The 23,053-nt window shown below is 57.7% G+C and carries 21 protein-coding genes; 9 read left to right on the top strand and 12 right to left on the bottom strand.

Features of this window, described 5'->3' with window-relative positions:
- Positions 1-136: 136 nt before the first annotated feature.
- Together ACQQ2Q_RS11885 and trxB are read right to left on the bottom strand one after the other, a co-directional pair.
- On the bottom strand, positions 137-1,033 hold the full coding sequence (locus ACQQ2Q_RS11885) for a LysR family transcriptional regulator VtlR (protein ID WP_428187506.1): 897 nt from the start codon (positions 1,031-1,033) through the stop codon (positions 137-139).
- 19 nt (positions 1,034-1,052) lie between these two features.
- Positions 1,053-2,027 carry a thioredoxin-disulfide reductase gene (gene trxB, locus ACQQ2Q_RS11880; protein ID WP_428187272.1) on the bottom strand — a complete coding sequence of 325 codons (975 nt, stop codon included), beginning with the start codon at positions 2,025-2,027 and terminating at the stop codon, positions 1,053-1,055.
- Positions 2,028-2,273: 246 nt separating this feature from the next.
- Between trxB and ACQQ2Q_RS11875 the strand changes: the two genes are divergently transcribed.
- Positions 2,274-2,741, top strand: a complete 468-nt coding sequence (locus ACQQ2Q_RS11875; protein ID WP_428187505.1) for an Lrp/AsnC family transcriptional regulator — start codon at positions 2,274-2,276, stop codon at positions 2,739-2,741.
- An 11-nt stretch (positions 2,742-2,752) separates the two neighbouring features.
- On the opposite strand, the gene ACQQ2Q_RS11870 is transcribed toward ACQQ2Q_RS11875, so the two are convergent.
- Together ACQQ2Q_RS11870 and ACQQ2Q_RS11865 are read right to left on the bottom strand one after the other, a co-directional pair.
- Positions 2,753-3,718, bottom strand: coding sequence for a mitochondrial fission ELM1 family protein (locus ACQQ2Q_RS11870; protein WP_428187271.1), 966 nt, complete (start codon positions 3,716-3,718; stop codon positions 2,753-2,755).
- A 1-nt stretch (position 3,719) separates the two neighbouring features.
- Entirely contained in the window at positions 3,720-4,862 is a 1,143-nt protein-coding gene (locus ACQQ2Q_RS11865; RefSeq protein ID WP_428187270.1) for a glycosyltransferase family 4 protein, read from the bottom strand.
- A gap of 347 nt (positions 4,863-5,209) precedes the next feature.
- Between ACQQ2Q_RS11865 and ACQQ2Q_RS11860 the strand changes: the two genes are divergently transcribed.
- Positions 5,210-6,139, top strand: a complete 930-nt coding sequence (locus ACQQ2Q_RS11860; protein WP_428187269.1) for a glycosyltransferase family 2 protein — start codon at positions 5,210-5,212, stop codon at positions 6,137-6,139.
- 239 nt (positions 6,140-6,378) lie between these two features.
- Positions 6,379-7,041, top strand: a complete 663-nt coding sequence (locus ACQQ2Q_RS11855) for a hypothetical protein (RefSeq protein WP_428187268.1) — start codon at positions 6,379-6,381, stop codon at positions 7,039-7,041.
- Between the two features lie 12 nt (positions 7,042-7,053).
- On the opposite strand, the gene ACQQ2Q_RS11850 is transcribed toward ACQQ2Q_RS11855, so the two are convergent.
- From ACQQ2Q_RS11850 to ACQQ2Q_RS11820, 7 genes are all read right to left on the bottom strand, one after another.
- On the bottom strand, positions 7,054-8,115 hold the full coding sequence (locus ACQQ2Q_RS11850; protein ID WP_428187267.1) for a glycosyltransferase family 10 domain-containing protein: 1,062 nt from the start codon (positions 8,113-8,115) through the stop codon (positions 7,054-7,056).
- Between the two features lie 162 nt (positions 8,116-8,277).
- Positions 8,278-9,057: a glycosyltransferase family 25 protein gene (locus ACQQ2Q_RS11845; protein ID WP_428187266.1), complete on the bottom strand. Its 780-nt coding sequence runs from the start codon at positions 9,055-9,057 to the stop codon at positions 8,278-8,280.
- A gap of 51 nt (positions 9,058-9,108) precedes the next feature.
- Positions 9,109-9,585: a transcription elongation factor GreA gene (gene greA / locus ACQQ2Q_RS11840; RefSeq protein WP_428187265.1), complete on the bottom strand. Its 477-nt coding sequence runs from the start codon at positions 9,583-9,585 to the stop codon at positions 9,109-9,111.
- A 152-nt stretch (positions 9,586-9,737) separates the two neighbouring features.
- The gene (locus tag ACQQ2Q_RS11835) at positions 9,738-11,288 is read right to left on the bottom strand and encodes an MFS transporter (protein WP_428187264.1); all 1,551 of its coding nucleotides are present in this window, start codon (positions 11,286-11,288) and stop codon (positions 9,738-9,740) included.
- A 146-nt stretch (positions 11,289-11,434) separates the two neighbouring features.
- Positions 11,435-11,893: an SRPBCC family protein gene (locus ACQQ2Q_RS11830; RefSeq protein WP_428187263.1), complete on the bottom strand. Its 459-nt coding sequence runs from the start codon at positions 11,891-11,893 to the stop codon at positions 11,435-11,437.
- A 1-nt stretch (position 11,894) separates the two neighbouring features.
- Positions 11,895-12,338 (bottom strand): SRPBCC domain-containing protein, encoded by a 444-nt coding sequence (locus ACQQ2Q_RS11825; RefSeq protein WP_428187262.1) that lies wholly within the window; start codon positions 12,336-12,338, stop codon positions 11,895-11,897.
- Positions 12,335-12,688 (bottom strand): ArsR/SmtB family transcription factor, encoded by a 354-nt coding sequence (locus ACQQ2Q_RS11820; protein ID WP_428187261.1) that lies wholly within the window; start codon positions 12,686-12,688, stop codon positions 12,335-12,337. Before ACQQ2Q_RS11820 ends, ACQQ2Q_RS11825 begins: the two co-directional genes overlap by 4 nt.
- 123 nt (positions 12,689-12,811) lie before the next feature.
- On the opposite strand from ACQQ2Q_RS11820, the gene ACQQ2Q_RS11815 reads away from it, so the two are divergent.
- A complete protein-coding gene (locus tag ACQQ2Q_RS11815) occupies positions 12,812-14,044 on the top strand; it encodes a putative DNA modification/repair radical SAM protein (RefSeq protein ID WP_428187260.1) in 1,233 nt (410 codons plus the stop codon).
- Positions 14,044-15,537 carry a UdgX family uracil-DNA binding protein gene (locus ACQQ2Q_RS11810; RefSeq protein WP_428187259.1) on the top strand — a complete coding sequence of 498 codons (1,494 nt, stop codon included), beginning with the start codon at positions 14,044-14,046 and terminating at the stop codon, positions 15,535-15,537. Before ACQQ2Q_RS11815 ends, ACQQ2Q_RS11810 begins: the two co-directional genes overlap by 1 nt.
- Positions 15,538-15,582: 45 nt before the next feature.
- Here ACQQ2Q_RS11810 and carB read toward each other — a convergent pair whose 3' ends face one another.
- Positions 15,583-19,077 carry a carbamoyl-phosphate synthase large subunit gene (carB, locus tag ACQQ2Q_RS11805; RefSeq protein ID WP_428187258.1) on the bottom strand — a complete coding sequence of 1,165 codons (3,495 nt, stop codon included), beginning with the start codon at positions 19,075-19,077 and terminating at the stop codon, positions 15,583-15,585.
- A 344-nt stretch (positions 19,078-19,421) separates the two neighbouring features.
- Between carB and ACQQ2Q_RS11800 the strand changes: the two genes are divergently transcribed.
- From ACQQ2Q_RS11800 to ypfJ, 4 genes are all read left to right on the top strand, one after another.
- On the top strand, positions 19,422-20,399 hold the full coding sequence (locus ACQQ2Q_RS11800; RefSeq protein ID WP_428187257.1) for a zinc-binding dehydrogenase: 978 nt from the start codon (positions 19,422-19,424) through the stop codon (positions 20,397-20,399).
- 96 nt (positions 20,400-20,495) lie between these two features.
- On the top strand, positions 20,496-21,215 hold the full coding sequence (locus tag ACQQ2Q_RS11795; RefSeq protein WP_428187256.1) for a DUF1868 domain-containing protein: 720 nt from the start codon (positions 20,496-20,498) through the stop codon (positions 21,213-21,215).
- 118 nt (positions 21,216-21,333) lie between these two features.
- Complete coding sequence (locus tag ACQQ2Q_RS11790) at positions 21,334-21,999, top strand: glutathione S-transferase family protein (RefSeq protein WP_428187255.1); 666 nt, start codon at positions 21,334-21,336, stop codon at positions 21,997-21,999.
- Between the two features lie 108 nt (positions 22,000-22,107).
- Positions 22,108-23,028: a KPN_02809 family neutral zinc metallopeptidase gene (gene ypfJ / locus ACQQ2Q_RS11785; RefSeq protein ID WP_428187254.1), complete on the top strand. Its 921-nt coding sequence runs from the start codon at positions 22,108-22,110 to the stop codon at positions 23,026-23,028.
- The last annotated feature ends 25 nt before the right edge of the window (positions 23,029-23,053 follow it).

Genomic DNA, 23,053 nt, shown 5'->3' with positions numbered 1-23,053 from the left:
ATGGTGGTTTTTTGTGCAGCGAACAATGCTTTTTTGTGCATGTCTGTCATGCGTTCAACGCAGACCTGTAGAAATGCTCCAGAATTACAACCCTAGGGATGCGTATCGACGTTTTGCTCGTTTGTACGCATGCTTCCTAGAAGCTCCAGTTGCGGGCCTTGGACACGATGAAATCGCGGAAAGCCTTGAGTTTGGCCGCATTCTTCATCTCGTCCGGATAGCAGAAATAGGTGTCAAAGGAGGGAATGTCAGCGGGAATTGCCAGCTGGATGAGGCCGGGATCGCGTCCGACGATGTAATCGGGCATCATTGCGACGCCGATGCCGAGCAGGCAGGCGCGCTTGATCGATGTCTGGCTGTTGATCTGCAGGTGGGGCGCTCGCGGATTATCCGAAGTGCGGCCTGCAATTTCCAGCCAATTGACGTCGAGCAGGTAGTTGGGGGCCGGCTCACCGAAGGTAATGATGCGGTGGTTGTCCAGATCCTCGATCGACTGCGGTTCGCCGTAGCGATTGATGTAGGAGGGCGCTGCATATACATGCATGTGCACGGTAAACAGCTTGCGCTGGATCAGATCCGACTGCTGCGGCTGCCTGAGGCGGATCGCGCAGTCGGCATGTCGCATATTGACGTCCAGCTCTTCGTTGTCGAGGATCAGTTGGATCGACATGTCCGGATAGAGCTGCAGGAACTCCTGTACCTTGTCCGTGAGCCAGCCCTGTCCGAGACCAACGGTGGTTGTCACTCTCAGCTTGCCACTGGGCTTGTCTGTTGTCTCCGTCAACTGCATCTTGACGGTTTCGAGCTTCAGCAGGACGTCATGCGCCGTTCGGTAGAGAAGCTCACCCTGTTCGGTGAGAATGAGACCGCGCGCGTGGCGATGGAACAGCTTGACGCCGATATCCATCTCCAGCGCGCTGACCTGGCGGCTGATGGCTGATTGCGACAGATGCAGCTTGTCAGCGGCATGCGTGAACGAACCTGCTTCAGCGGCGGCGTGGAAGATCCGCAGCTTGTCCCAGTCGAGTGGCATGCCTACACCTCTCATGATGTCACTCTGCCGCTTCTTTAACGGTTTCCACAGCCGTCAGATAACGTTCGACTTCAAGCGCTGCCATGCAGCCCATGCCGGCGGCTGTCACGGCCTGGCGGTAGATGTCATCGGTGACATCGCCGGCGGCAAAAACGCCCTCGACATCCGTTGCGGTGGAGTCAGGGGCCGTCCACAAATAGCCATTCGGCTTCAGTTTGAGCTTGTCTTTGAACAGTTCAACCGCAGGAGCATGGCCGATCGCCACGAACACACCGTCGATCGGCATGTCGGTGATGGTGCCGCTCACCGTGTCCTTGAGCCGAACGCCCGAGACAGATGGCGGCATCGGAGCCTTGGCCGGTTCGCCGGTGATTTCGGCCACTTCGGTGTTCCACATCACCTTGATGTTTTCCTTGGCAAACAGGCGCTCCTGCAGGATTTTCTCCGAACGGAAGCTGTCACGGCGATGCACGACAGTGACAGATTTGCAGATGTTGGACAGATAGAGTGCTTCTTCGACAGCGGAATTGCCGCCGCCGACCACGATCACATCCTTGTTGCGATAGAAAAAGCCATCGCAGGTGGCGCAGGCCGAGACCCCAAAGCCCTGAAAATGTTGCTCGCTCTCGATGCCGAGCCATTTGGCCTTGGCACCGGTTGCAATGATAAGCGTGTCGGCGGTCCACACCGCACCGCTATCGGTCTTTGCCGTGAAGGGGCGGCGGGCCATATCGACTTCGGTGACCAGATCACTGACGATCTCGGCACCAACGTGGATTGCCTGGTTGAGCATCTGCTCCATCAGGAACGGTCCCTGGATCGGGTCGGCATAGCCTGGATAGTTTTCGACGTCGGCTGTAATCATGAGCTGCCCACCCTGCTCCATGCCGGCAATGAGCACGGGCTTTAGCATGGCGCGGGCTGCGTAAATGGCCGCGGTATAACCTGCCGGGCCGGATCCGATGATCAGCACCTTCGTGTGACGGGCAGTCATGACGTTTGTCCTTTCAATCTGCGCAACTCTGGCTGAGGATTGTCCAGAGATGGGGCGGCCATGGTCTTGGCGCAACGGTTGCGCCATTTACGGTTGATCTCTGCAAATATTCAAGGCCAGCCGTGCATAAGCCACAAGACAAACCGCCTGCGTCGTAATAATTGTACGCAAGTGAGTCATATTGTTGCGGAAATCACGCCTTAGGGTATTGGGTTCCAAACGCAGTTCGTGAGAAAGGCCTCCCCATTGTTGCGCGCCGAGCTGGATGCAATCGATCTGAAAATTCTCAAAGAACTTCAACACGACGGGCGCATGACCAATGTCGAGTTGTCTGAACGTGTCGGCATCTCGGCGCCGCCATGTCTCAGACGCGTGCGAAAGCTGGAAGAAGCCGGCATAATCGAGGGCTATCACGCAGCATTGAATGCCCGAAGGCTTGGCTATGACCTGGTCGCATTCTGTGCGGTGGGGCTGAAGCACCAGTCTGAAGCCCAGCTGAAATCCTTTGCTGCAGCAACCGAAGGATGGCCGCTTGTGCGTCAGGCCTGGATGGTCTCCGGTGAAAGCGACTTTCTGCTGCATTGCGTCGCGGAGAACCTGACGCAGTTTCAAGATTTCGTGATTGAAGTGCTGACAGCGAATGAAACCGTGGATACCGTCAAGACAATGTTGACGATCCGACCGGTCAAGAGATTGGGGTTGGTCGATATCTGAGCGGGGGCAGATCAGGATGCCAGTGTTCTTAATCGGCTCAGAATATTGTCGGCGATCAGTGCCGTGGAATTGACGGGCGGGTAGTCTCCGGACGCGGGACCGTCTGGAAAGGTACCGATAGTCACTTCGCCTTTGAGGGCCTCGATGAAGCGGTTGATCTTTGGATGGCCGCCCGTTGGATGGAACACCTGGATCGGCTTTCCTGTGGTTGCTGCGTCGCCGACCATATTGGTGGAATCGGCCGTGACAATGACCTCGTCGGCCAGTGCCAGATAGGCGGCGAGCGGATTTTCACCTTCACCCGTCCAGTACTGTACGGCGTCTTGATCTGCGAGCATGTCAAGACGCGTCTTCAACGTATCCGGTGTCCGTCTCGAGGCGGTGATCATGAGCGAGAAGCCAGCGCTCAATCTTAAAGACAAACCATCTATCAGCCTGTCAATGTCGGATGCCGTGAACTCGTGATGGCGGCTATTGCCCCCTACAAGCACGGCAATGCGGGGATGCGGCAAGGCGGCAAGGTCATGCGGTGGCGCTTGTCGGATCGCTTCCAGTCTGGAGGCGGGCAAGCGATTGGGGGCGGTCGTCACCTGCAGAGCGTCGTCGCCCAGCATCTCATCGTGGCGCTGGACGATGATCAGGTCTGCGCCGTGACTTTTCGTTCGCGGGTCCTTGAAGAAGACTGTCAGCGTTTTCGGCGATGCGGATTTCAACGTTCTGAGATAGGCAACCGCACGACGGCCGGTTGCAAGGCAGATGTCAGGGAAGGGCGGCTCAATGGGTGATCCCGGCCGCTTTGGTGCATCGCGGGGATCAATCGGTCCCCAGGGCATCAGCCAGGTGAAGGGCTTGCGGGGCCGGACGCGACGCAATTGTGGCTCGACGCCCAACGCCTCGGCGATACCAATCAGTGGCTGTTCATCGCCGGCCTTGCCATCGGTGAGGATCCAGACTGTCGGTTTGCGATTAGAGGTCATCTCATCCCTTCAGTGGCTCGCTCATGACGCGCTCATAGGCTGAATATTCCTTTTCGAGCATCGACTGCGTGGTGAAGTGAGCAAGAACATGGGCGCGCGCTGCGTGTCCCATGCTTGCAAGCCGCGCTGGATCTGCAAGGGCTTGCCTGAGAGCCGAGGCCATGGCGTCGGAATCGCCTGGCGTCACCAGCCAGCCGGTTTCACCATGCAATACAGTCTCGCAACTGCCGCCGTGATTGGTGGCGATTACAGGTGTCTCCATGGCCTGCGCCTCGATTGCGGCGCGACCAAAGGCTTCGGGGCGCGTGGACGCGGAGACGGCAAGGTCGGCGGCGCTCAGAACCGTCGCGATGTCGCGGCGGCTGCCGGCAAATGTCACGCGGTCTTTGATCCCCAGTCGTTCTGCCTGCGCCTTCGCGTTTGTGATGGTCGTTTCATCGCCGCTGCCGATCAAAGCGAGGCGGGTCTTGGGATCGGCAAGTTTGGCAAAGGCATCGAGCAGGATGGAATGGCCTTTCCAGCCGGTGATGCGCCCAACCATGACAATCAGTCGCTGGTCGTCGGCAGCACCGAGTTCCCGTCTGACAGAAAGTCGTTGTTCTGATGTGATGGCTGCGGGGGCAAAGACCACCGGATCAATGCCGCGCGGCGCGACGATGATCTGATCGGCGGGGTAGCCGTAAACACTGACGATATGGTCGCGGATGAAGTTCGAATTGGCGATCACCACCGGGCAGCGCAACATGGCGCCGTTATAGACGCGCTTGAGCCCGCTCTTGTGGCCATAAAGGCCATGAAATGTGGTCAGATAGCGGGGCTTGCGTTTGGATAGTCGGATAGCCAGCAGGGCAACCCATGCCGGCGCTCTGCTGCGCGCATGGACGATGTCGATTTTTTCGCGGTCGATCAGTTGTGCTACTTTGAAAGCGGATCCGATCATCGTGATCGGTGACTTGGCCCCAACGGGGATCAAAATATGGTCAGCCCCGGCAGATTCCAGATCGGCGACCAGCGGTCCGCCGCTGCTTGCAACCCAGTTCGTGGCGCCACGCTTGCCCAGAAACTCCGCCATTTCAACAGCGCTGCGCTCGACCCCACCATCGCCGAGGGCTGGCAGAAGCTGGAGGATGCGGGGTGTGCTCATGGGCTGGCGCGATGTTTCCTGAAACAATGTTTGATGCAATCCTGTTAGGCGATGAAGCCGCACATGTTGGCGGCAAGCTATTTTGTTCTTCCTGACCGTCTAGGAAGCCGCTATAGAGCGGTTTGAAACGCCCTTAACAGCGAATATTGTCGCTGCAAACGATTTTTCCTCGTTTGTATCGATGAGCATGGAGAATATATATCGTTTTCTGTTATCGCCACCGTTCGAAGGCTGACCAATTTCGACGTTTGAATTTGCTCCGTCTACCCCAAGCGCGAGATCCACAGCGTCGGCTCACATTCCACTGCGGGAGCAGGTGACTCACTTCTAACAAATATCGGGACGCAATGGATACTCCGCTGATCAGCTTTATCTCAGCTGTTTACAACAAAGCCGATGTGGTTCTTGAAACACTGGAACTGCTGCGATGTCAGCGCGGCGTACCTGCAGACAAGATGGAGTTCGTGTTCGTCGACGATTCCTCCACGGATACATCTTTGGCTGTTTTGAGGGAGGCAGCGAAAGCCGATTCGCGCGTGAAAGTAATTGCAAGTGACGTCAATCGGGGGCCGTCAGTGCGTTTCAATGATGCTGCTGCCGCTGCGTCCGGCCAATATCTTCTTGCCGTTGATGCGGATGATATGCTGCCGGCGAACGCTGCGCGTTTTTTACTCGATGCTGCGACGATGACGTCATCGCCTCTAGTCTTTGGAAAGTCGCGCCGGAGCGATGCCTGCTTGGACATTCCCGCCGATGCAGCGTTGACAGTTGCTGACAGCCCTCTGACCTTCTGCGCTCAGCGAAAGATCGTGCGCATGGGATTTTTATGTGAGCGCCAACTTTGGGAGGTTGCCGGTGGTGCCGATGAACGGGTTTTTATTCAGGATCAATCACTGCCCTTGAGGCTGTCGCATGCAGCATCCCGCCTCACCTATGTGGAAGATTATGTCTACTATCTGCGTTCAAGAGGAGACGAGAACCTTTCCAATAACGTGCAACAGCAACACCACGATCGGTTCTTTGCGCTTTTGCCGTTTCTAGAGGAACGTGGACTGCAGCCCGATGCGCGTCGCGCGCTAATCAGCCAAATCGTTTCAGCTGGGTGGAAGGCAAAGCGTGACTCTGGAGTAAGCATGCCGTTGATGTCTTGGGCGGGGCTTGTATATGTCCTTAACCGTCTCATCGGTATTCAACCTACGACGGACAGGCTGGCAAACCTCGCTGCGGACTTGCGGTTGCTCTCAGGCGTCCGCCGACCGTCCGAGGTTTCCAACTGATGGCACGCGATAACACTCGTTTATTCGCAGCCGAGAACTATCTTTCAGCAATGTGAATCAACGGGAAGTACAGCGGAGAGGCAAATTGTTTGTTTCTCTATGGATTCGGATCTTTGTGCAAAGTGCGAAAGAATAACTTTGTGCCGGTGACCAGCAATAGGAATTAGATTGTGCAAACGATCGTGTGCATGAAGTGGGGAAGCCGATATCCGGCGGATTATGTCAATCGGTTATGGTCTATGATCCAGCGCAATACAGCGCGACCTACACGTCTGGTATGTTTCACCGATGATGGTTCGAATATTGATGCGGGTGTCGCGATTTTCCCGCTTCCAGATATTGTGATACCTGAGTGGCTATCCACGACGCCATGGCGCAAGATATCGCTCTGGCAATCTCCGCTCGCTGACCTTGAGGGGGATGTCCTGTTTCTGGATCTGGATGTTGTCATTACAGGCGGGCTCGATGCCTTCTTCGATTTCGAGCCCGGTCGTTATTGCGCTTGCGAAAACTGGACACAGCTTGGAGATGGTATAGGTAACACCTCAGTATTTCGCTGGCATGTCGGGCGCAATACCCACGTGTTCGACGACTTTGTCGCCGACGGCGATGCGATAGAGGCAAAGTACCGCATCGAACAAGTTTTCATCTCCGATGTCGTCGATGATATGTCTTTCTGGCCCGCCGAGTGGTGCGCGAGCTTCAAGCACACGCTTTTGCCGAAATGGCCAATGAATTTCTTCAAGGTTGCGCCGCTGCCGGAGGCAACTCGCGTCGTCGCCTTTACCGGCAAGCCGGATCCGGATGAGGCGGAGATCGGCGTCTGGCCTGTCCGGGCGTGGTATAAGAAGCTCTACAAACATGTGCGGCCGACACCGTGGATCACGGAGAACTGGCGCTGAGCCAGAATTGCCTCAGAGTGGCGATTTTGTGAAGGCGTTTGCAATCCGGTTTCTGAAGTGAAGTGCCTCTCGAAAGGCGAGGTCGCCCAAGGCAGTGATCGGCGCTGACTTTTGCGCGGCCCGTTGGCTTCTCAACACGTCAGTGTCTGGTCGGTAGTCACTTGCAGTATTGGAGGCAATGACCCGGGCGATCAGCGGGAACAAGCTATGTTCCTCCAGTACGCGACGGCGCGCCTCGCGGATGGCGGGCAATCGCTTTTCGTATTGATTGGTCGCGATTGCTTCCTTCATGACTGCAATTGCCTCATCCGGTTTGCGGATGTCGATGGCGATGAAGCTCTCTTCGGGGAAGTAGTCTGCGGCATTCGGCGCACCGAAATAGAACGGTAGCGCCAGCCCCAGAAAAGTGTCGGCCAGTTTTTCAGTAAAATGATGAGGTGCGATGTGGTTCTCTACGGCGAGGTGATAGCGATAGTCGTCGATCGCCTCAGCCTTGTCATCAAGTGGGCGGTGACCGCGCCCGAATACTTCCATCTCAGTAATCTTGTCGGCGGCGTAGAGAGTAAAATCATAACGCAGCCGGTGCAGCGTGTGGCCCTGACGCTTGGTCGAGCATACAGTCGATACGGTTTTCGTCTTGATCGGATCATCTGCAGCAATTTCATCTGCTGTCATGACGCGATGTTCTCCGGCACCGTAAAACCAGCGCAAACCAGCCTGGCTCCACAGTCGACCGGGATGACGGAGCGCAAAGGGTTCCTGGCTGGTGACGACGTGGCCGAACTGACGGGTGTATGCGCGGCTGTAGATTTTCACAGCGCTCGGCTCGGTTGTCAGCAGAATGGTGTTTTGAGGTGGGCAGGCGAGCTTCTCGATCCGCATCGGGCGGCGTTCGCCGGCGCTTGCCGGCATGTTTTCATAGACAACCAGCCAGTCATAATCCTTTGCATCGGCTTCGAAGGTGAAAGACAAACCCTGGCTTTCGGCCCAGCCACCCAATAGCTGGCGTCCGAGCACGCGTGCTCCGTCACCACCAGCTGCGCGGCTCATGACCTTGATGTTTGTGGTTTCCATAAAATAATCTGAGCTTCTGGCTGTTGCGATTGTTGAGCGAGATAGGGAGAATTTATCCAGCTATGGAGAATTTTTTGATCGTAATCTCGGCGCGCGCAAGAACGAAGATCTACTTGGTATGAGGTAAATCAATTCGCGCCACCGGACGCAAAAATTGCGCTCTTAGCTCCTTACGAGCTTGCGTTTCAATCTCAACGACAGGCCCTGGGCTATACAACTGATAGCTCCTGAAATTCCGAATTCGTTGAGTCGCGCGTGTATGCCGACCACACTCTCCCGGTAGGTGCTTCGAAATCGACGCGTTTTCGTTTCTTGAGGACGCGCCGCAATGCTGTCGATTGAGCTCTTGAAACTTGCTGTGGCAACCGGTGGCGGCAATATGCCGTAGGTCTTAATTCCAAACTGCCAGTCGCGACGTAAATCATCATCGATCGCGCGTAAACGCTTGCCGGGTTTCGCCAAGATTTTCCGTGCACCTGATCGGTTGATCAGATAAGCGCCGGCCAGAGTGGGAATTCTCCAATAAGAAACGACATCTCCCACTCCGTTCAGGTTTACTCGTTTGAGCCATCCCGATTTCGGCGAGTTGCTCAAGCGAATAATTTCCCAGTCGCTGGGGAGTTTTTTGATATTTTTAAATAGATCTGCGAGCTCTTTGCTCAACTTTAGATCGTCTTCCATTACGCAGAAAACATCACCCTCTTCGGCAGCGGCGATCATCTCAAGCACCTGCAGATGGCTAGCGTAACAGCCAATTTCACCAGCAGTGAGTGGTCCTTCGTTCACGGAAGGGAAAACCGCGCGCAAATTTGCAGGCAGATTGCAGCCTACTATGGCGGGAAACCGTTTCCATGAAAGATCCAATCGTGCCAGTTGTTCTCGCATGTGGTCGAGTCTATCGACATCGACATCCATGTTGATCACACAAACAGATACAGTCATATAAAAAATACCAAACGAACTTCTGGTGTGGCTGGGATCTGCCTATTCCCATCAACCCCAGTTGACCGCAAGGATCTCGTAGGCCTTGGAGCCGCCGGGGGCGACGACTTCGATGGAATCGCCGACTTCCTTGCCGATCATGGCGCGGGCGATCGGGGACGAGATGGAAATGCGGCCCTGCTTTACATCGGCTTCCTGGTCGCCAACGATCTGATAGGTCTTTTCCTCGTCCGTGTCTTCGTCGACCAGCTTGACGGTCGCGCCAAATTTGATCTTGGAGCCGGACATTTTCGAGAGGTCTATGACCTCTGCGCGGGCGACCAGATCTTCCACTTCGCCGATGCGGCCCTCATTGTGGCTCTGCGCTTCCTTGGCGGCGTGATATTCGGCATTTTCGGAAAGGTCGCCATGGGCGCGCGCTTCAGAGATCGCCTCGATGATACGGGGCCGCTCTTCCTGCTGGCGCCAACGCAGTTCCTCTTGCAGCTTGGTAAAGCCACTCTGCGTCATCGGTACCTTTTCAACCATATTTACTTCCTTTGCACTTCCATCCGCTTGCCGCAGACACAAAAGAAAACAGGCCCCGAAGCGAAGCTTCGGAACCATGTCTCAAGTCAACGTTGTATTCACTATAGCAGATCGTCGGAGGCAATTTCCAGAGTTTTATGAAGGCCGTTCCATCAGCTGTGGTGAGCCGGATCGGGCAGGACGGCCGGAGGGCTTGTGGCATAGACCCGGCTTGCCAGAGCGGCAAGGGCCAGAAGGGTAATTGCAGCCACTGCGCAGATAACGGCAAAGCCCAGAGAAAAGCTGAAACGGGCAAGCGCCAGCCATGCTGCATCCATTGCGTTCAATGTGGCAGCGCTTTCAACAGCCCCTGCCAGGGTTTCGCGTACGGCATTGGCGTGTTGCGGCGTCAGGTCGCTGGTGTCGGCGCCTTGCATTTGCAGCCGGTAGACCAGAGAGCCCAGACTGCCGAGAACCGCGACACCGAGGGCGCCGCCGAATTCTGCTGCGGTTTCCGATATGGCGGAGGCCGCGCCGGCCTTGGCCGGTGCCACTGATCCGACTACCAGTCCGGTCGTGGTCAGGACCACCGGAACAAAGCCGATGCCGATCAGCGTGCTGGCAAATAGCAGTCCGTAGAGGTTCTCGTGATAGACGGCGACAGCCATGACTGCCACGCCGACGGCGTTGATCAGCAAGCCTGACAGAACCGTGGGCACGGCACCCAGCCGCTGCGTCACCCGCCATGCCTGAAGGGACATGACGGTGAAGGCCGTGGAGGGCAGTATCGACCACAGGGCTGCCTCAAGCGGACTTTGCCCCAGCACCAATTGCAGGAACTGATTCTGATAGAGAAAGACGGCAAAGACGAAGCAGACGCCGAACAGGTTGACCATCAGGGAGGCTGTGAAGGCGGGCACTTTAAAAAGCTTGAGGTCGATCAGCGGATCGGCGAGGCGCAGCTGCCGCCGCAGGAAGAGTGTGCCGAGGAAAAGTCCAATGGCGATCGGCACCAGATGGTGGATGCGAAAGCCGTCCACAGCCATATGCTTGAGGCTGTAGATGACCGGCAGCACGGTTGCCAGCGAGAGGCCCACACTGAGGAGATCGAGCCTGCCGGATTGCTCGTTGCGAAATTCCGGCAACAGAAAAGGTGCAGACACGATCAGCGCTGCCATCACGGGCAGGTTGATCAGGAAAACAGAACCCCAGTCGAAGAACTGCAAGAGCATGCCGCCGATTAGTGGCCCGATCAGGCCGCCCAGCGCAAAGGCCGTCCCCCAGATGCCGATGGCGCGGTTGCGCTCGGCTTCCACCGAGAACATGTTGACGATCAGTGACAGGGTGGAGGGGGCAATGGTGGCACCGGCAATGCCGAGCAGCGCGCGGGCGACGATCAGCATGGACGGTGTTGGCGAAAATGCCGCCATCAGCGACGCCAGGCCAAAGGCGCCAGCGCCGATCATCAGGATTTTTCGTCTCCCGATGCGATCGCCCAGTGTGCCCATGGTGATGAGGAAACCGGCAACCATGAAGCCATAGATGTCGTTGATCCAAAGAAGTTCGGAGGCGCTCGGATGCAGATCGCGGGTAATGGCGGGAATGGCCAGAAAGAGCACCGACAAATCCATGGAGTAGATGAGGCACGCGACCGACAGCACAATTGCGCCGATCCATTCCTTGCGGCCAGCGGGTATGGGGGCGGTGTCCGTGATCGGCTGCATTATCGGGTTTCCAGAGGCAAAGGCGCCAAAATGGGTTGGCGCGGATGAATAGACAAATCTAAAGTATTGACGGGTGTTGGGCCACCGACGACTTATACGATGTCGATGCTGACACTTTCCGACAGCAATGGTGAAACGCGCGTGGTTTACCGCGAAAGGACGTAACGTTCCAATTTCGCCAAGGTCTGTTTTCCGCCCTCGACAGCGCCGAACTCGACCTTCGCAGCGCGGTCTTCTTTTGTCGGCAGAACCAGAACCAGCGATATGTGCGTTTTGCCGTTCACATCCTCGAATGTGATGACGCCGTTGAAGTGTGCCGGCTCGCCCATCTCGCCGCCGTGCTCATAAGCGATACGGGAAGGTCGGGATATTTCGGTGTAGCGGATCCAGTTTGGCCAGTCTTTTCCGTCCGGTCCATGCATGGTGTAACGCCACAATCCGCCGACGGAGAAGGTCATGTCATGCGTTTCGTTGATGAAGCCATCAGGTCCCCACCAAGCATCCAGATGTTTGGGGTCGGAAAAGGCTTCGAAGACTTTTTCGCGCGGTGCGGCGATGGTGCGTTCGACGCGGATGATACGGGCGGGATCGAGTTCGGCGCTCATCTCACTGGCACTTTCCACTGGTCAGAAGGGCCTCCAGCCGGTCCAGGTTCTGCTCGTTGGCGGCGTGAAGGAATTTTTGCAATTGCTCGTTCTCCTCTGTGCGGTCAAACAGCATGCGCCAGACAAGCGATGTGCCGTCCGGCGTGTCGCTGTAGGTCATTTCAAGCGTGAACACGTGGACCGGTTCGTGGTGACGGGCCACAATGCGTTCGCCCTCGATCACGTCTTCAAACGTCCAGCGGTTGTGAAAGTCGGCTCCATTGGAAGCCGTCATGGTCACACGCCAGGTGCCGCCCGCTTTGAGGTCAAAGGCAGAGATCCTATTGGTGAAACCATGCGGTCCCCACCATTGAGCAAGCCGTGCGGGATCGGCAAAAGCGGCAAACACAGTTTGTCTGTCGAAGGGATAGTGGCGCTCGTTGAGGATTTCGATCGTGTCGGTCATGATTGGCCTTCGTCTTTGGTGGCGTCATTTGTCTGAAGGTGGGTGAGGTAGGATTCCAGTCGGTCGAGACGCTGATCCCACAATTTCCTGTAGTCGGTCATCCAGCTATCAATGTCTTGAAGGGGTGCTGTCTCCAGGCGGCAGGGTCGCCATTGCGCCGTCCTGCTGCGCGAAATCAGGCGTGCCCGTTCAAGAACTTTCAGGTGTTTGGAAATCGACGGCAGGCTCATATCGAAGGGCTCGGCCAATTCACTGACCGTCGCTTCGCCCCTGGAGAGGCGAGAGAGGATTGCCCTGCGCGTTGGATCGGCCAGCGCGAAGAGGGTTTCGGAAAGCGCATCGGTCGCCATATTTGCCCATTCGGTTAAATAGCTTATTGGCTAAATACAATATGCCCCTGTTTCCGTCAAGATTACGGTAAAGCGATTGCGGCAGGTTGACGGAGATTGAGCGAACATATAGTGAACAAACCTATGAAGAAGTCGTTCTCTCACCGATTGGCAGTTCTGTCCGATGCCGCGAAATATGATGCGTCTTGCGCCTCGTCGGGCACAGAGAAACGGCATTCGGGTCCCGGCGGCGGACTTGGCTCGACTGAGGGCGCTGGCATTTGTCATGCCTATGCGCCGGACGGGCGCTGCATTTCGCTTTTGAAAATCCTGCTCACCAATTTCTGCATTTATGATTGTGCCTACTGCATCAATCGATCGTCCAGCAATGTTGAGCGGGCACGCTTCACGCCGGACGAAGTGGTCTGGCTGACAATCGAATTCTATCGCCGCAACTATATTGAAGGCTTGTTCCTGTCCTCCGGTATCATCCGCTCGTCGGACGATACGATGGGAGAAATGGTGCAAATCGCCCGGGATTTGCGACTGAAGCATAATTTCCGCGGATACATTCATCTGAAGACCATCCCTGAAGCGTCAGCGCACCTCATCGAGGAGGCGGGGCTTTATGCCGATCGCCTGTCGATCAATGTCGAACTGCCCACAGACCAGGGGCTTTCCCGCTATGCGCCGGAAAAGAAACCGCTGGGCATACGCCGCGCCATGGGGGATTTGCGGTTGAAGATCGAGGAGGCGAGCGAGCCAACGCTTCAGACAGGCAGACGCCGCAAGTTCGCACCCGCCGGCCAGAGCACGCAGATGATTGTTGGCGCCGACGGTGCGGACGATGCGACGATACTGGGCTCGAGCGCGCGACTTTACAGCAGCTATGGCCTGAAGCGTGTCTACTACTCAGCCTTCAGCCCGATCCCCGATGCGTCCAAGTCGCTTCCTCTGGTCAAGCCACCTTTGATCCGTGAACACCGGCTCTATCAGGCCGACTGGCTCTATCGCTTCTATGGCTTTTCGGTCGAGGAGATTACCTCGGGGCGAGAAGGCGGAATGCTGGATCTCGATCTCGATCCCAAACTCGCCTGGGCGCTCGGCCATCGCGACCGGTTTCCGGTTGACGTCAACCGGGCAGACCGCGAAGCCCTTTTGAGAGTGCCCGGCCTTGGACAGAAGGTGGTGAAATCCATTCTCTCGGCCCGACGCCAGCGGAGCCTCACGCTTGACGATTTGAAGCGGCTCGGTGCGTCTCCTAAAAAGATCCGGCCCTTCGTCGTGGCACAAGGATGGTCTCCGATCCGGCTGGCGGATCGCAGTGATCTTCGAAGCCTGTTTGCTCCGCAGCCGCAGCAACTGGCGCTGTTTTGATGCAGACCGTCACGCTGGACGGGCGCGGCGATTTCGAGGAATGGCGCGCAGCCGCTCGTCGGTTGCTCTCTGCCGGTGTTCGGCCGGAAGACGTTGTCTGGCAAATGCTTGGTTCTGACGATTCAGGGCTGTTTGGGGGCATTGACCATTCGTTCAAAGGGGAGGCGTTCGGAGGGAGAGTAGACCCTGGGGCTATTGCCCGAACTGCCCCGATCAATGTTCCGCGTGCTTTCATCGAGGCTGCTGAAGCCGCTGTCTGTCATTGCGATTCTTCCAGATTTTCGCTGCTCTATCGGCTGCTTTGGCGTTTGCAGGACAATCGTGCGCTCCTGGATGACCGTGCGGACGGCGATGTCGCGCTGTTGCGCAAGCTGGTCAAGTCGGTACGCCGCGACAGCCACAAGATGAAAGCTTTCGTGCGCTTCAAGGATGTCGGCGACGGAACGGGTGAACGACGCCGGTTTGCGGCATGGTTCGAGCCTGACCACTTCATCGTCGGTCGAACCTCAACTTTTTTCGCGCGTCGCTTTGCCGATATGGACTGGCTGATCGCCACGCCGAAAGGGTCAGCGGCATGGGACGGAGAAAGGCTCACGATCGATCCGTTGCCAGCGGGAAAGCTGCATGATGAGGATGAGGCCGATGCGCTGTGGCGCATTTATTACGCCAATATCTTCAACCCGGCGCGTTTGAAGGTGAAGGCAATGCAGTCGGAAATGCCGAAGAAATACTGGAAAAACCTGCCTGAGGCGCAGTTGATTCCGGAGCTGATCGCCAGTGCCGAAGCGCGAATACGGGCAATGGCAGAGGCCCAACCGAAGACAGCGCCGACTTTCCACCACAGGCTGCAGGCGGAATGGGAGGACGGCCGAGCGCGAAGCGCGATTGTCCCCGACGATCCGCTGGAGGCCTTGTCACGCGAGATCAATGGCTGCGACCGCTGTCCGCTTCATCGAACGGCAACGCAGGCGGTGTGTGGGGAAGGGCCACTCGATGCCGAGATCATGATGATCGGCGAGCAACCGGGGGATCGCGAAGACCTGGCGGGACGGCCGTTCGTCGGTCCGGCTGGCAGCATACTGGATGGCGCGCTTGAAAGTGCGGGACTGGATCGCGGACGACTTTATCTCACCAATGCCGTCAAGCATTTCAAATATGAGCCGAGGGGCAAGCGGCGTATCCATCAGCGCCCGAATGTCGGAGAGGTCGAACATTGCCGCTGGTGGCTGGAGAAGGAGTTTCAGCTGGTCAAGCCGAAGATCTTGGTCGCCCTGGGGGCGACGGCCTATCAGGCGTTAACAGGCAAGACATGTGTGATGGACGAGATCCGGGGCATGCCCATACCGATTGACGAGGCGCGCATGCTGTTCGTGACCGTCCATCCCGCATTCATTTTGCGGATACCGGAGGTCGATCGGCAGCTTAGGGAGAAACAACGGTTTCGCGATGATCTTGCAGCTGTTGTAAAGCTTCAGGCCTCGCGACAGGCCTGAAACGGCAAACCGGCCTTTGATGAAGCCGGTTTGCCTTTATGGATTTCAGAAGTAGCTCTGCAGTGGCCGCACTTCGAGCTGACCCTGCTTCAGGCCACGGATCGCTTCGGCTGCGGCAAGGGAGCCTGCCATCGTGGTGTAGTAAGGTACCTTTTGCATCAGCGCAGCGCGGCGCAGCGACTTGCTATCGGAGATCGCCTTGGTGCCGTCGGTCGTGTTGATGACGAGCTGGACCTGGCGGTTGCGGATGGCATCCTCGATATGCGGACGGCCTTCCTGAACCTTATTGATCTTGATTGCGTCGATGCCCTGTTCGGCAAGGAAGCGCTGAGTGCCGCCGGTTGCCATGACCTTGAAGCCGATTTCGGTCAGGATCAGGATCGCAGGCAGCACGCGGGCCTTGTCCTCATCGCGGACGGAGACGAAGACCGTGCCGTCGCGTGGCAGTTCGACGGATGCGCCGAGCTGACTCTTGGCGAAGGCGAGCGCAAAATCGGTGTCGAGGCCGATGACTTCGCCGGTCGAGCGCATTTCCGGACCGAGCAGCGTGTCGACGCCGGGGAAGCGGGCGAAGGGGAAGACGGCTTCCTTGACGGCGATGTGCTTGAGGTTGCGCGGATCGGGCTTCTTGCCATAGGCGGCAATCGCGTCGTCGAGTTTTTCCCCGGTCATGATGCGGGCTGCGATCTTGGCGATCGGCGCGCCAATGGTCTTGGCGACAAAGGGTACGGTACGCGAGGCACGCGGGTTGACTTCCAGCACATAGATCGTGCCGTCCTTGATGGCGTATTGCACGTTCATCAGGCCGCCAACGTTGAGTGCCTTGGCCATGGCAGCGGTCTGGCGTTCCAGTTCGTCGAGCATGTCCTTGGAGAGCGACCGCGACGGCAGCGAGCAGGCACTGTCACCCGAATGGATACCGGCCTCTTCGATATGCTCCATGATGCCGGACACGAAGACGTTTTCACCGTCGCAGAGCGCGTCGACGTCGACTTCGATGGCATTGGTCAGGTAGCTGTCGAACAGAAGCGGGTTCTTGCCGAGCAGGGTGTTGATCTGGCCGGTCTTGTCGTTCGGATAGCGCTGCTTGATATCCTCCGGCACCAGGCCCGGCACCGTGTCGAGCAGGTAGCTCTGAAGCATCGATTCCGAATGGATGATCTGCATGGCGCGGCCGCCGAGCACATAGGACGGGCGCACGACGAGCGGGAAGCCGATTTCGGTCGCGACGAGGCGCGCCTGCTCGACCGAATAGGCAATGCCGTTGTTCGGCTGGTTGAGATCGAGCTTCATCAGCAGCTTCTGGAAGCGATCGCGGTCTTCGGCAAGGTCGATCATGTCGGGCGCTGTGCCGAGGATCGGGATACCGTTCTTCTCAAGCGCTTCGGCAAGTTTCAACGGAGTCTGGCCGCCAAACTGGACGATGACGCCGACGAGTTCGCCCTTTTCCTGTTCCGCGCGCAGGATCTCGATCACGTCTTCGGCCGTCAGCGGCTCGAAATAGAGACGGTCGGAGGTGTCGTAGTCGGTCGACACCGTTTCCGGATTGCAGTTGATCATGATGGCTTCAAAGCCCGCATCTTTCAATGCGAAGGCGGCATGGCAGCAGCAATAGTCGAACTCGATGCCCTGGCCGATGCGGTTGGGGCCGCCGCCAAGGATCACCACCTTTTTGCGGTCGGAGACCTCTGCTTCGGACCGGAGCTGGCCCACGAACGGGGTCTCGTAGGTCGAGTACATATAGGCGGTCGGTGACGCGAATTCGGCCGCACAGGTATCGATGCGCTTGAAAACCGGGCGTACATTGAGGGCGTTGCGGATTTCCGCCACTTCCTTGGGACGCTTGCCCGACAGGCTTGCCAGTCGCGCATCGGAGAAGCCCATCGACTTCAGCTTGCGCAGGTTGATTGCATCTTCCGGCAGACCATGCTCGCGAACGCGGGCTTCCATGTCGATGATCGCCTTGAACTGGGCTATGAACCAAGGATCGATCTTGCAGCCGTCATGGACATCGGCCTCGGACATGCCGAGGCGAAGCGCCTGGGCAACCATGCGAAGGCGGTCGGGTGTCGGGGTGCCGATGGCGGCGCGGATGGCATTGGTGTCGTCGTTGCTTTCGCCATTGGCACCAAAGCCCGGAATTTCGATTTCGTCGAGGCCGGTGAGGCCGGTTTCAAGACCGCGCAGTGCCTTTTGCAGAGATTCGGCAAATGTACGGCCAATGGCCATGACTTCGCCGACCGACTTCATGGCTGTGGTCAGTACTGGCGAGGCGCCCGGGAATTTCTCGAAGGCAAAACGCGGGATCTTGGTCACGACATAGTCGATGGACGGTTCGAACGAGGCCGGCGTTGCGCCACCGGTGATGTCGTTGTCGAGTTCGTCGAGCGTGTAACCGACGGCAAGCTTTGCGGCGACCTTGGCAATCGGAAAGCCGGTTGCCTTGGAGGCGAGTGCCGACGAGCGCGACACGCGCGGATTCATTTCGATGACGACAAGCCGGCCGTCTTTCGGATTGACGGCGAACTGCACATTCGAGCCGCCGGTCTCCACACCGATCTCGCGCAGAACCGCCACCGAGGCGTTGCGCATGATCTGGTATTCCTTGTCGGTCAGCGTCAGGGCTGGCGCAACGGTGATCGAGTCGCCGGTATGGACGCCCATCGGATCGATGTTTTCGATGGAGCAGATGATGATGCAGTTGTCCGCCTTGTCGCGGACCACTTCCATTTCATACTCCTTCCAGCCGAGAACCGATTCCTCGATCAGCACTTCGGTGGTTGGCGACGCGTCGAGGCCAGACCCGATGATCTCGAAGAATTCCGAGCGGTTATAGGCAATGCCGCCGCCTGTGCCGCCCATGGTGAAGGACGGACGAATGATGGCTGGTAGTCCAACCACGTCCAGCGCCTGGGCGGCAATCGCCATGGCGTGGCTCATATAGCGCTGCTTGCGATCGGTCTCGCCGAGGTTCCACTGGTTTTCCAGATCGTCCAGAGCCTTGTCGAGTTCGTCGCCGGCAAGCTTGGCGCGCAGTTCGGCGCGGGCAATCTCATGGGTCTTGCGATCGGCATCCTTGATGTCGGTGGCGTTGGCCAGCATCGACTTTGGCGTTTCCAGGCCGATCTTGGCCATGGCCTCGCGGAACAGTGCGCGGTCTTCGGCCTTGTCTATGGCTTCCGGCTTGGCGCCGATCATCTCGACATTGTAGCGGTCGAGGACGCCCATGCGCTTCAAGGATAGCGCAGTATTCAGGGCCGTCTGGCCGCCCATGGTCGGCAGCAGCGCGTCGGGGCGTTCCTTGGCAATGATCTTGGCGACGACCTCCGGGGTAATCGGCTCGACATAAGTGGCGTCGGCGAGGCCCGGATCTGTCATGATGGTGGCGGGGTTGGAGTTCACCAGGATCACCCGGTAGCCCTCTTCCTTCAGCGCCTTGCAGGCCTGGGTGCCGGAATAGTCGAATTCACATGCTTGCCCGATGACGATGGGCCCCGCGCCGATGATGAGGATGGACTTGATATCTTGGCGCTTTGGCATGGGCTTTCATCCGTCTCTAATGCAGCCTGCGTGAAAAGCCGGCGACGGTTGGAAACCGGGCCGGGTGCGGGCGTGTCTGTCTGTAGGCTAGGTGGGCCTTATAGGGAAAGGATGGGGGGAACGGAACCCCGAAAATGGCCTGTCAGATGGATTTTTGGGGACGAATGAAACGCGAGAGTGCAAGTCGTGCAGATAAAGCGGTGTCACCGGCCTTTTCGTCGCCCGGGTTGCCGATCACAATTCACTTCTTATCTATCCATTCCGGGCAGCCAATCTTGCTTACTCGGCAAGTCGTTGATGTGGCGCCGTTGTCCGAAGGCCAATTGGACGAAAGGAATTAGATCATGCGAGCAGCTGTTCATCATGCGTTTGGTAACCCCGCCGAAGAACTGAAGGCGGAAGAGGTGGAGGCGCCGAAGCCAGGTCCCGGTGAGGTCCTCATCAAGACCACCCTGTCTGCCATTCACAATCACGACCTGATCACCGTCGAGGGAAATTACGGCTACAAACCAGCGCTTCCGGCAATCGGTGGCAGCGAAGCTGTCGGGGTGATCGAGCAGTTGGGAGAGGGCGTTTCCGGTGTCTCCGTTGGGCAGCGGGTCGCAGTTGTCGGTGTGCATGGCACATGGGCTGAGTATTTTGTCGCAAAAGCCAAGGCCGTCGCCCCACTTCCCGATGCGATCTCCGATGAGGCCGGCGCGCAGCTGCTCGGCATGCCGCTCAGTGCTTACTTCCTGCTTGATTTTGTCGGTGTCCAGTCCGGTGACTGGGTCATCCAGAACGCAGCCAATGGGGCCGTTGCCAAGGTTTTGGCGATGATCGCCCGGACGCGCGGTATCAATGTCATCAACCTTGTGCGCCGCTCCTCGGCCATTGCCGAGCTGGAAGAGCTCGGCATCACCAATGTTTTGGCGACGGATGACGACGGTTGGCAGGATGCGGTAAAGACAATGACTGGCGACAGCCGTATCAAGGCGGCGGTCGACGGCGTTGCCGGCCCGGATGCCGCCGTATTGATGTCGCTGCTCGGCGAGAACGGGGTCTTTGTCTCCTTCGGTGCCATGTCCGGCAAGCCTTTGTCCCTGTCTGCCAGCGACCTGATCTTCAAGCAGGCTCTGGTAAAGGGCTTCTGGCTTGGCAAGATGATGGAGACAATGCCTCAGGAGGAAAAGTTCAAGGGCGTCTCCACGATGATGAAGCTGGTGGCGTCTGGTGACGTCAAGCTTCAGGTTGGTGGCATCTTCGATCTGGACGATATGTCAAAGGCTGCAGCCGCCAGCCGTGAGAGCGGTCGACCCGGTAAAGTCCTCGTTCGACCGTGAGGTTCCGATCGACCCTGGCTCCTGGGACCGCATAGATGTCATCGGACTGTTTCAATCCTGTCTTATGAGCACGTTTTGTGTTTCGAGGAGCCATCTATGAACGACCTTCCTGCGATCGACCTTTCTCCCTTCTCAAAACGTCGCCATCCTGAGCCGCCGCCGCATTTGGGAACGCGCTATGACCGCAGCGGAAGTTTCCTGCGCGAGCCTGGCAACACGGTTGTCTCGCATGTGGTGGATGGCTCCGAGACCCAGAAGGTTTTGGTCGAAGCGCGTCAGCGTTATCTGAATATGACTGAGGCTGCCCAGCTTGCTTTCACCCCGGTCTCCAGCCTGCATATGACGATTTTTCAAGGGGTGATCGAGTATCGCCGTAGATCCGGTTTCTGGCCGCCAGATCTGGCGCTGGACATGCCGATTGACGAGACCACCGTAAGACTGAGAGAGCGCTTGAAAGAATTTACCGGTGGACCGTCGTTCAAGGTGCACGTCGTCGAGGCGCTGCCAACCGGGCTCACTCTGGACGGAATAACCGCTGCTGACCGCAAGGCGTTGCGCGACTGGCGCGACGCTTTGGCCGATATTTTTGGCTACCGTCACCCGGATCACGACAGTTATCGTTTTCACATCACCTTTGCCTATGTGATCCAGCGCTTCGATGACGACGCCTTGACGTCCTGGCAGACGATGCTGGAGCAGGTCGTCGCCGATATCCGTGAGCGCCTCGATCATGTCGAACTGCAGCTGCCCGCCTTCTGCTCATTTGAAGACATGAACCATTTTGAGGAATTGGTGGTGTTGGCATGCGGCAAGTGACGCCTGGCGTCGAAAAGCGATAGCCGCGGGAAACCGGACGGCGTTCTGATGCGTAGTGATCAGTGAATATGTCTCGATGAGCCGTATTCGATCGTTTGCCGCGCATTGGAGCCCCATCATGATCACTGTCCATTATCTCGACGATTCCCGCGCCCATCGCATTTTGTGGCTGCTGGAGGAGCTAGGGCTTCCCTATGCGATCAAACTCTATCGTCGCGGTTCCGATATGCGCGCACCCGTTGCGCTTAAAGCGGTCCATCCGCTCGGCAAGTCCCCGGTGATCGATGACAATGGCCGGATCATCGCTGAAAGCGGGGCGATCGTCGAATATCTCATCGACACTTATGGGGGAGAGGCGTTACGGCCCGAGGCCGGCACTGAGGAGCGTCTGCGGTATATCTACTGGATGCATTATGCCGAGGGATCGGCGATGCCGCTTTTATTGTTGAAGCTCCTGTTCGGCAGACTGCCGGAGCAGGTGCCCTTCTTCATTCGTCCAGTTGCCGCCCTCATCGCCAAGGGTGCGCTTGCCAAATTCGTCGATCCGCAACTGCACGACCACCTGGGCTTCTGGAACAGCGAGTTGAAGCGGGGAGGCTGGTTTGCCGGCGGCAGCTTTTCAGCCGCTGACATCATCATGAGTTTTCCGGTGGAGGCAGCCGCCGGCCGCGTGCGCTTCGATGGGGATATGAGCGCCATGCGGGCCTATCTCGATTCCATCCGCGCCCGACCGGCCTATCAAAAGGCGCTGGAGCGTGGCGAGTACCGCTATTCCCAGACCTGACAGCGCCCATCGTCGCAACCGACCCCACGTCTTTCCAATGGTGCGTGGGAACGCTTTGACCTATAAAGCATTTCAGTGTGATCTTGATCACTTTTCGGGGGAATTGGAATGGAATGGAAGGGTCGGCGGCAGTCGGACAATATCGAGGATCGTCGCGGCGCATCGCGTGGCGGCGGCTTCGGTCGTAATCCGTTCGGAGGCAGGGGTGTTCGCATTCCGAGTGGAGGCCGGCGCGGAGGCGGTCTGAGCATCGGTGCCATCATTTTCATCATGATTGCGATCTTCGTTTTGAAGATGATGGGGATCGACGTGATGCAGATGCTGGACGGTGGCTCGACCCAAGGTAGCAGCTACGAACAGACCACCGGCGTTCAGCCCTCATCTCCGGCCGATGACGACACCACGGCATTTGTGCGGACAGTGCTGGCGGAAACCGAGGACGTCTGGAACGGCATTTTCCAGGCATCGGGCGAGCGCTATCAAGAGCCGACGCTCGTTCTTTTTGACGGTCGCACGAATTCGGCTTGCGGAACGGCCTCCTCGGCGAGCGGTCCGTTCTATTGCCCATCAGATCAAAAGGTCTATCTCGACACCGCTTTCTTTCGCCAGCTTGCCCAGCAGTTCGGCGCATCCGGTGACTTCGCTCAGGCCTATGTGATTGCCCATGAGGTCGGTCATCATGTGCAGAACCTCACTGGCGTATTGCCGAAGTTCAACCAGGCGCGCCAATCCATGAGTGAGGCAGATGCCAATGCGATGTCGGTGCGGGTTGAACTCCAGGCAGATTGTCTGGCTGGTATTTGGGGAAAATATACCGAGCAGAAGGGGCTGCTTTCGGATGGCGATCTGGAAGAGGCCTTGAACGCCGCGCACCAGATTGGCGACGATGTGCTGCAGAAAAGCGGGCAGGGCTATGTCGTTCCCGACAGCTTTACCCATGGTACCGCCGCGCAGCGCATGAAGTGGTTCAAGCGTGGTTTCGATAGCGGCAAATACAATGCCTGTGACACGTTTTCCGGTGCCATCTGATGCTTCGGTCATGATGCGCCAAAAG

The sequence above is a fragment of the Agrobacterium sp. ES01 genome (genome assembly GCF_050320885.1).
Lineage (GTDB): Bacteria > Pseudomonadota > Alphaproteobacteria > Rhizobiales > Rhizobiaceae > Allorhizobium.
The sequence above is the reverse complement of the archived record's forward strand: the minus strand, read 5'-3'. Positions and strand labels throughout refer to the sequence as shown.

Bases quoted from the DNA above. Each gene is read 5' to 3' on its own strand.
- ACQQ2Q_RS11870 (WP_428187271.1), bottom strand. From the start codon at position 3,718: ATGACCTCTAATCGCAAACCGACAGTCTGGATCCTCACCGATGGCAAG.
- ACQQ2Q_RS11810 (WP_428187259.1), top strand. From the start codon at position 14,044: ATGCAGACCGTCACGCTGGACGGGCGCGGCGATTTCGAGGAATGGCGC.
- ACQQ2Q_RS11795 (WP_428187256.1), top strand. From the start codon at position 20,496: ATGAACGACCTTCCTGCGATCGACCTTTCTCCCTTCTCAAAACGTCGC.
- ACQQ2Q_RS11815 (WP_428187260.1), top strand. From the start codon at position 12,812: ATGAAGAAGTCGTTCTCTCACCGATTGGCAGTTCTGTCCGATGCCGCG.
- ACQQ2Q_RS11800 (WP_428187257.1), top strand. From the start codon at position 19,422: ATGCGAGCAGCTGTTCATCATGCGTTTGGTAACCCCGCCGAAGAACTG.
- greA (WP_428187265.1), bottom strand. From the start codon at position 9,585: ATGGTTGAAAAGGTACCGATGACGCAGAGTGGCTTTACCAAGCTGCAA.
- ACQQ2Q_RS11820 (WP_428187261.1), bottom strand. From the start codon at position 12,688: ATGGCGACCGATGCGCTTTCCGAAACCCTCTTCGCGCTGGCCGATCCA.
- trxB (WP_428187272.1), bottom strand. From the start codon at position 2,027: ATGACTGCCCGTCACACGAAGGTGCTGATCATCGGATCCGGCCCGGCA.
- carB (WP_428187258.1), bottom strand. From the start codon at position 19,077: ATGCCAAAGCGCCAAGATATCAAGTCCATCCTCATCATCGGCGCGGGG.
- ACQQ2Q_RS11790 (WP_428187255.1), top strand. From the start codon at position 21,334: ATGATCACTGTCCATTATCTCGACGATTCCCGCGCCCATCGCATTTTG.
- ACQQ2Q_RS11865 (WP_428187270.1), bottom strand. From the start codon at position 4,862: ATGAGCACACCCCGCATCCTCCAGCTTCTGCCAGCCCTCGGCGATGGT.
- ACQQ2Q_RS11835 (WP_428187264.1), bottom strand. From the start codon at position 11,288: ATGCAGCCGATCACGGACACCGCCCCCATACCCGCTGGCCGCAAGGAA.
- ACQQ2Q_RS11845 (WP_428187266.1), bottom strand. From the start codon at position 9,057: ATGACTGTATCTGTTTGTGTGATCAACATGGATGTCGATGTCGATAGA.
- ACQQ2Q_RS11830 (WP_428187263.1), bottom strand. From the start codon at position 11,893: ATGAGCGCCGAACTCGATCCCGCCCGTATCATCCGCGTCGAACGCACC.
- ACQQ2Q_RS11825 (WP_428187262.1), bottom strand. From the start codon at position 12,338: ATGACCGACACGATCGAAATCCTCAACGAGCGCCACTATCCCTTCGAC.
- ACQQ2Q_RS11855 (WP_428187268.1), top strand. From the start codon at position 6,379: ATGATCCAGCGCAATACAGCGCGACCTACACGTCTGGTATGTTTCACC.
- ACQQ2Q_RS11850 (WP_428187267.1), bottom strand. From the start codon at position 8,115: ATGGAAACCACAAACATCAAGGTCATGAGCCGCGCAGCTGGTGGTGAC.
- ACQQ2Q_RS11885 (WP_428187506.1), bottom strand. From the start codon at position 1,033: ATGCCACTCGACTGGGACAAGCTGCGGATCTTCCACGCCGCCGCTGAA.
- ACQQ2Q_RS11860 (WP_428187269.1), top strand. From the start codon at position 5,210: ATGGATACTCCGCTGATCAGCTTTATCTCAGCTGTTTACAACAAAGCC.
- ypfJ (WP_428187254.1), top strand. From the start codon at position 22,108: ATGGAATGGAAGGGTCGGCGGCAGTCGGACAATATCGAGGATCGTCGC.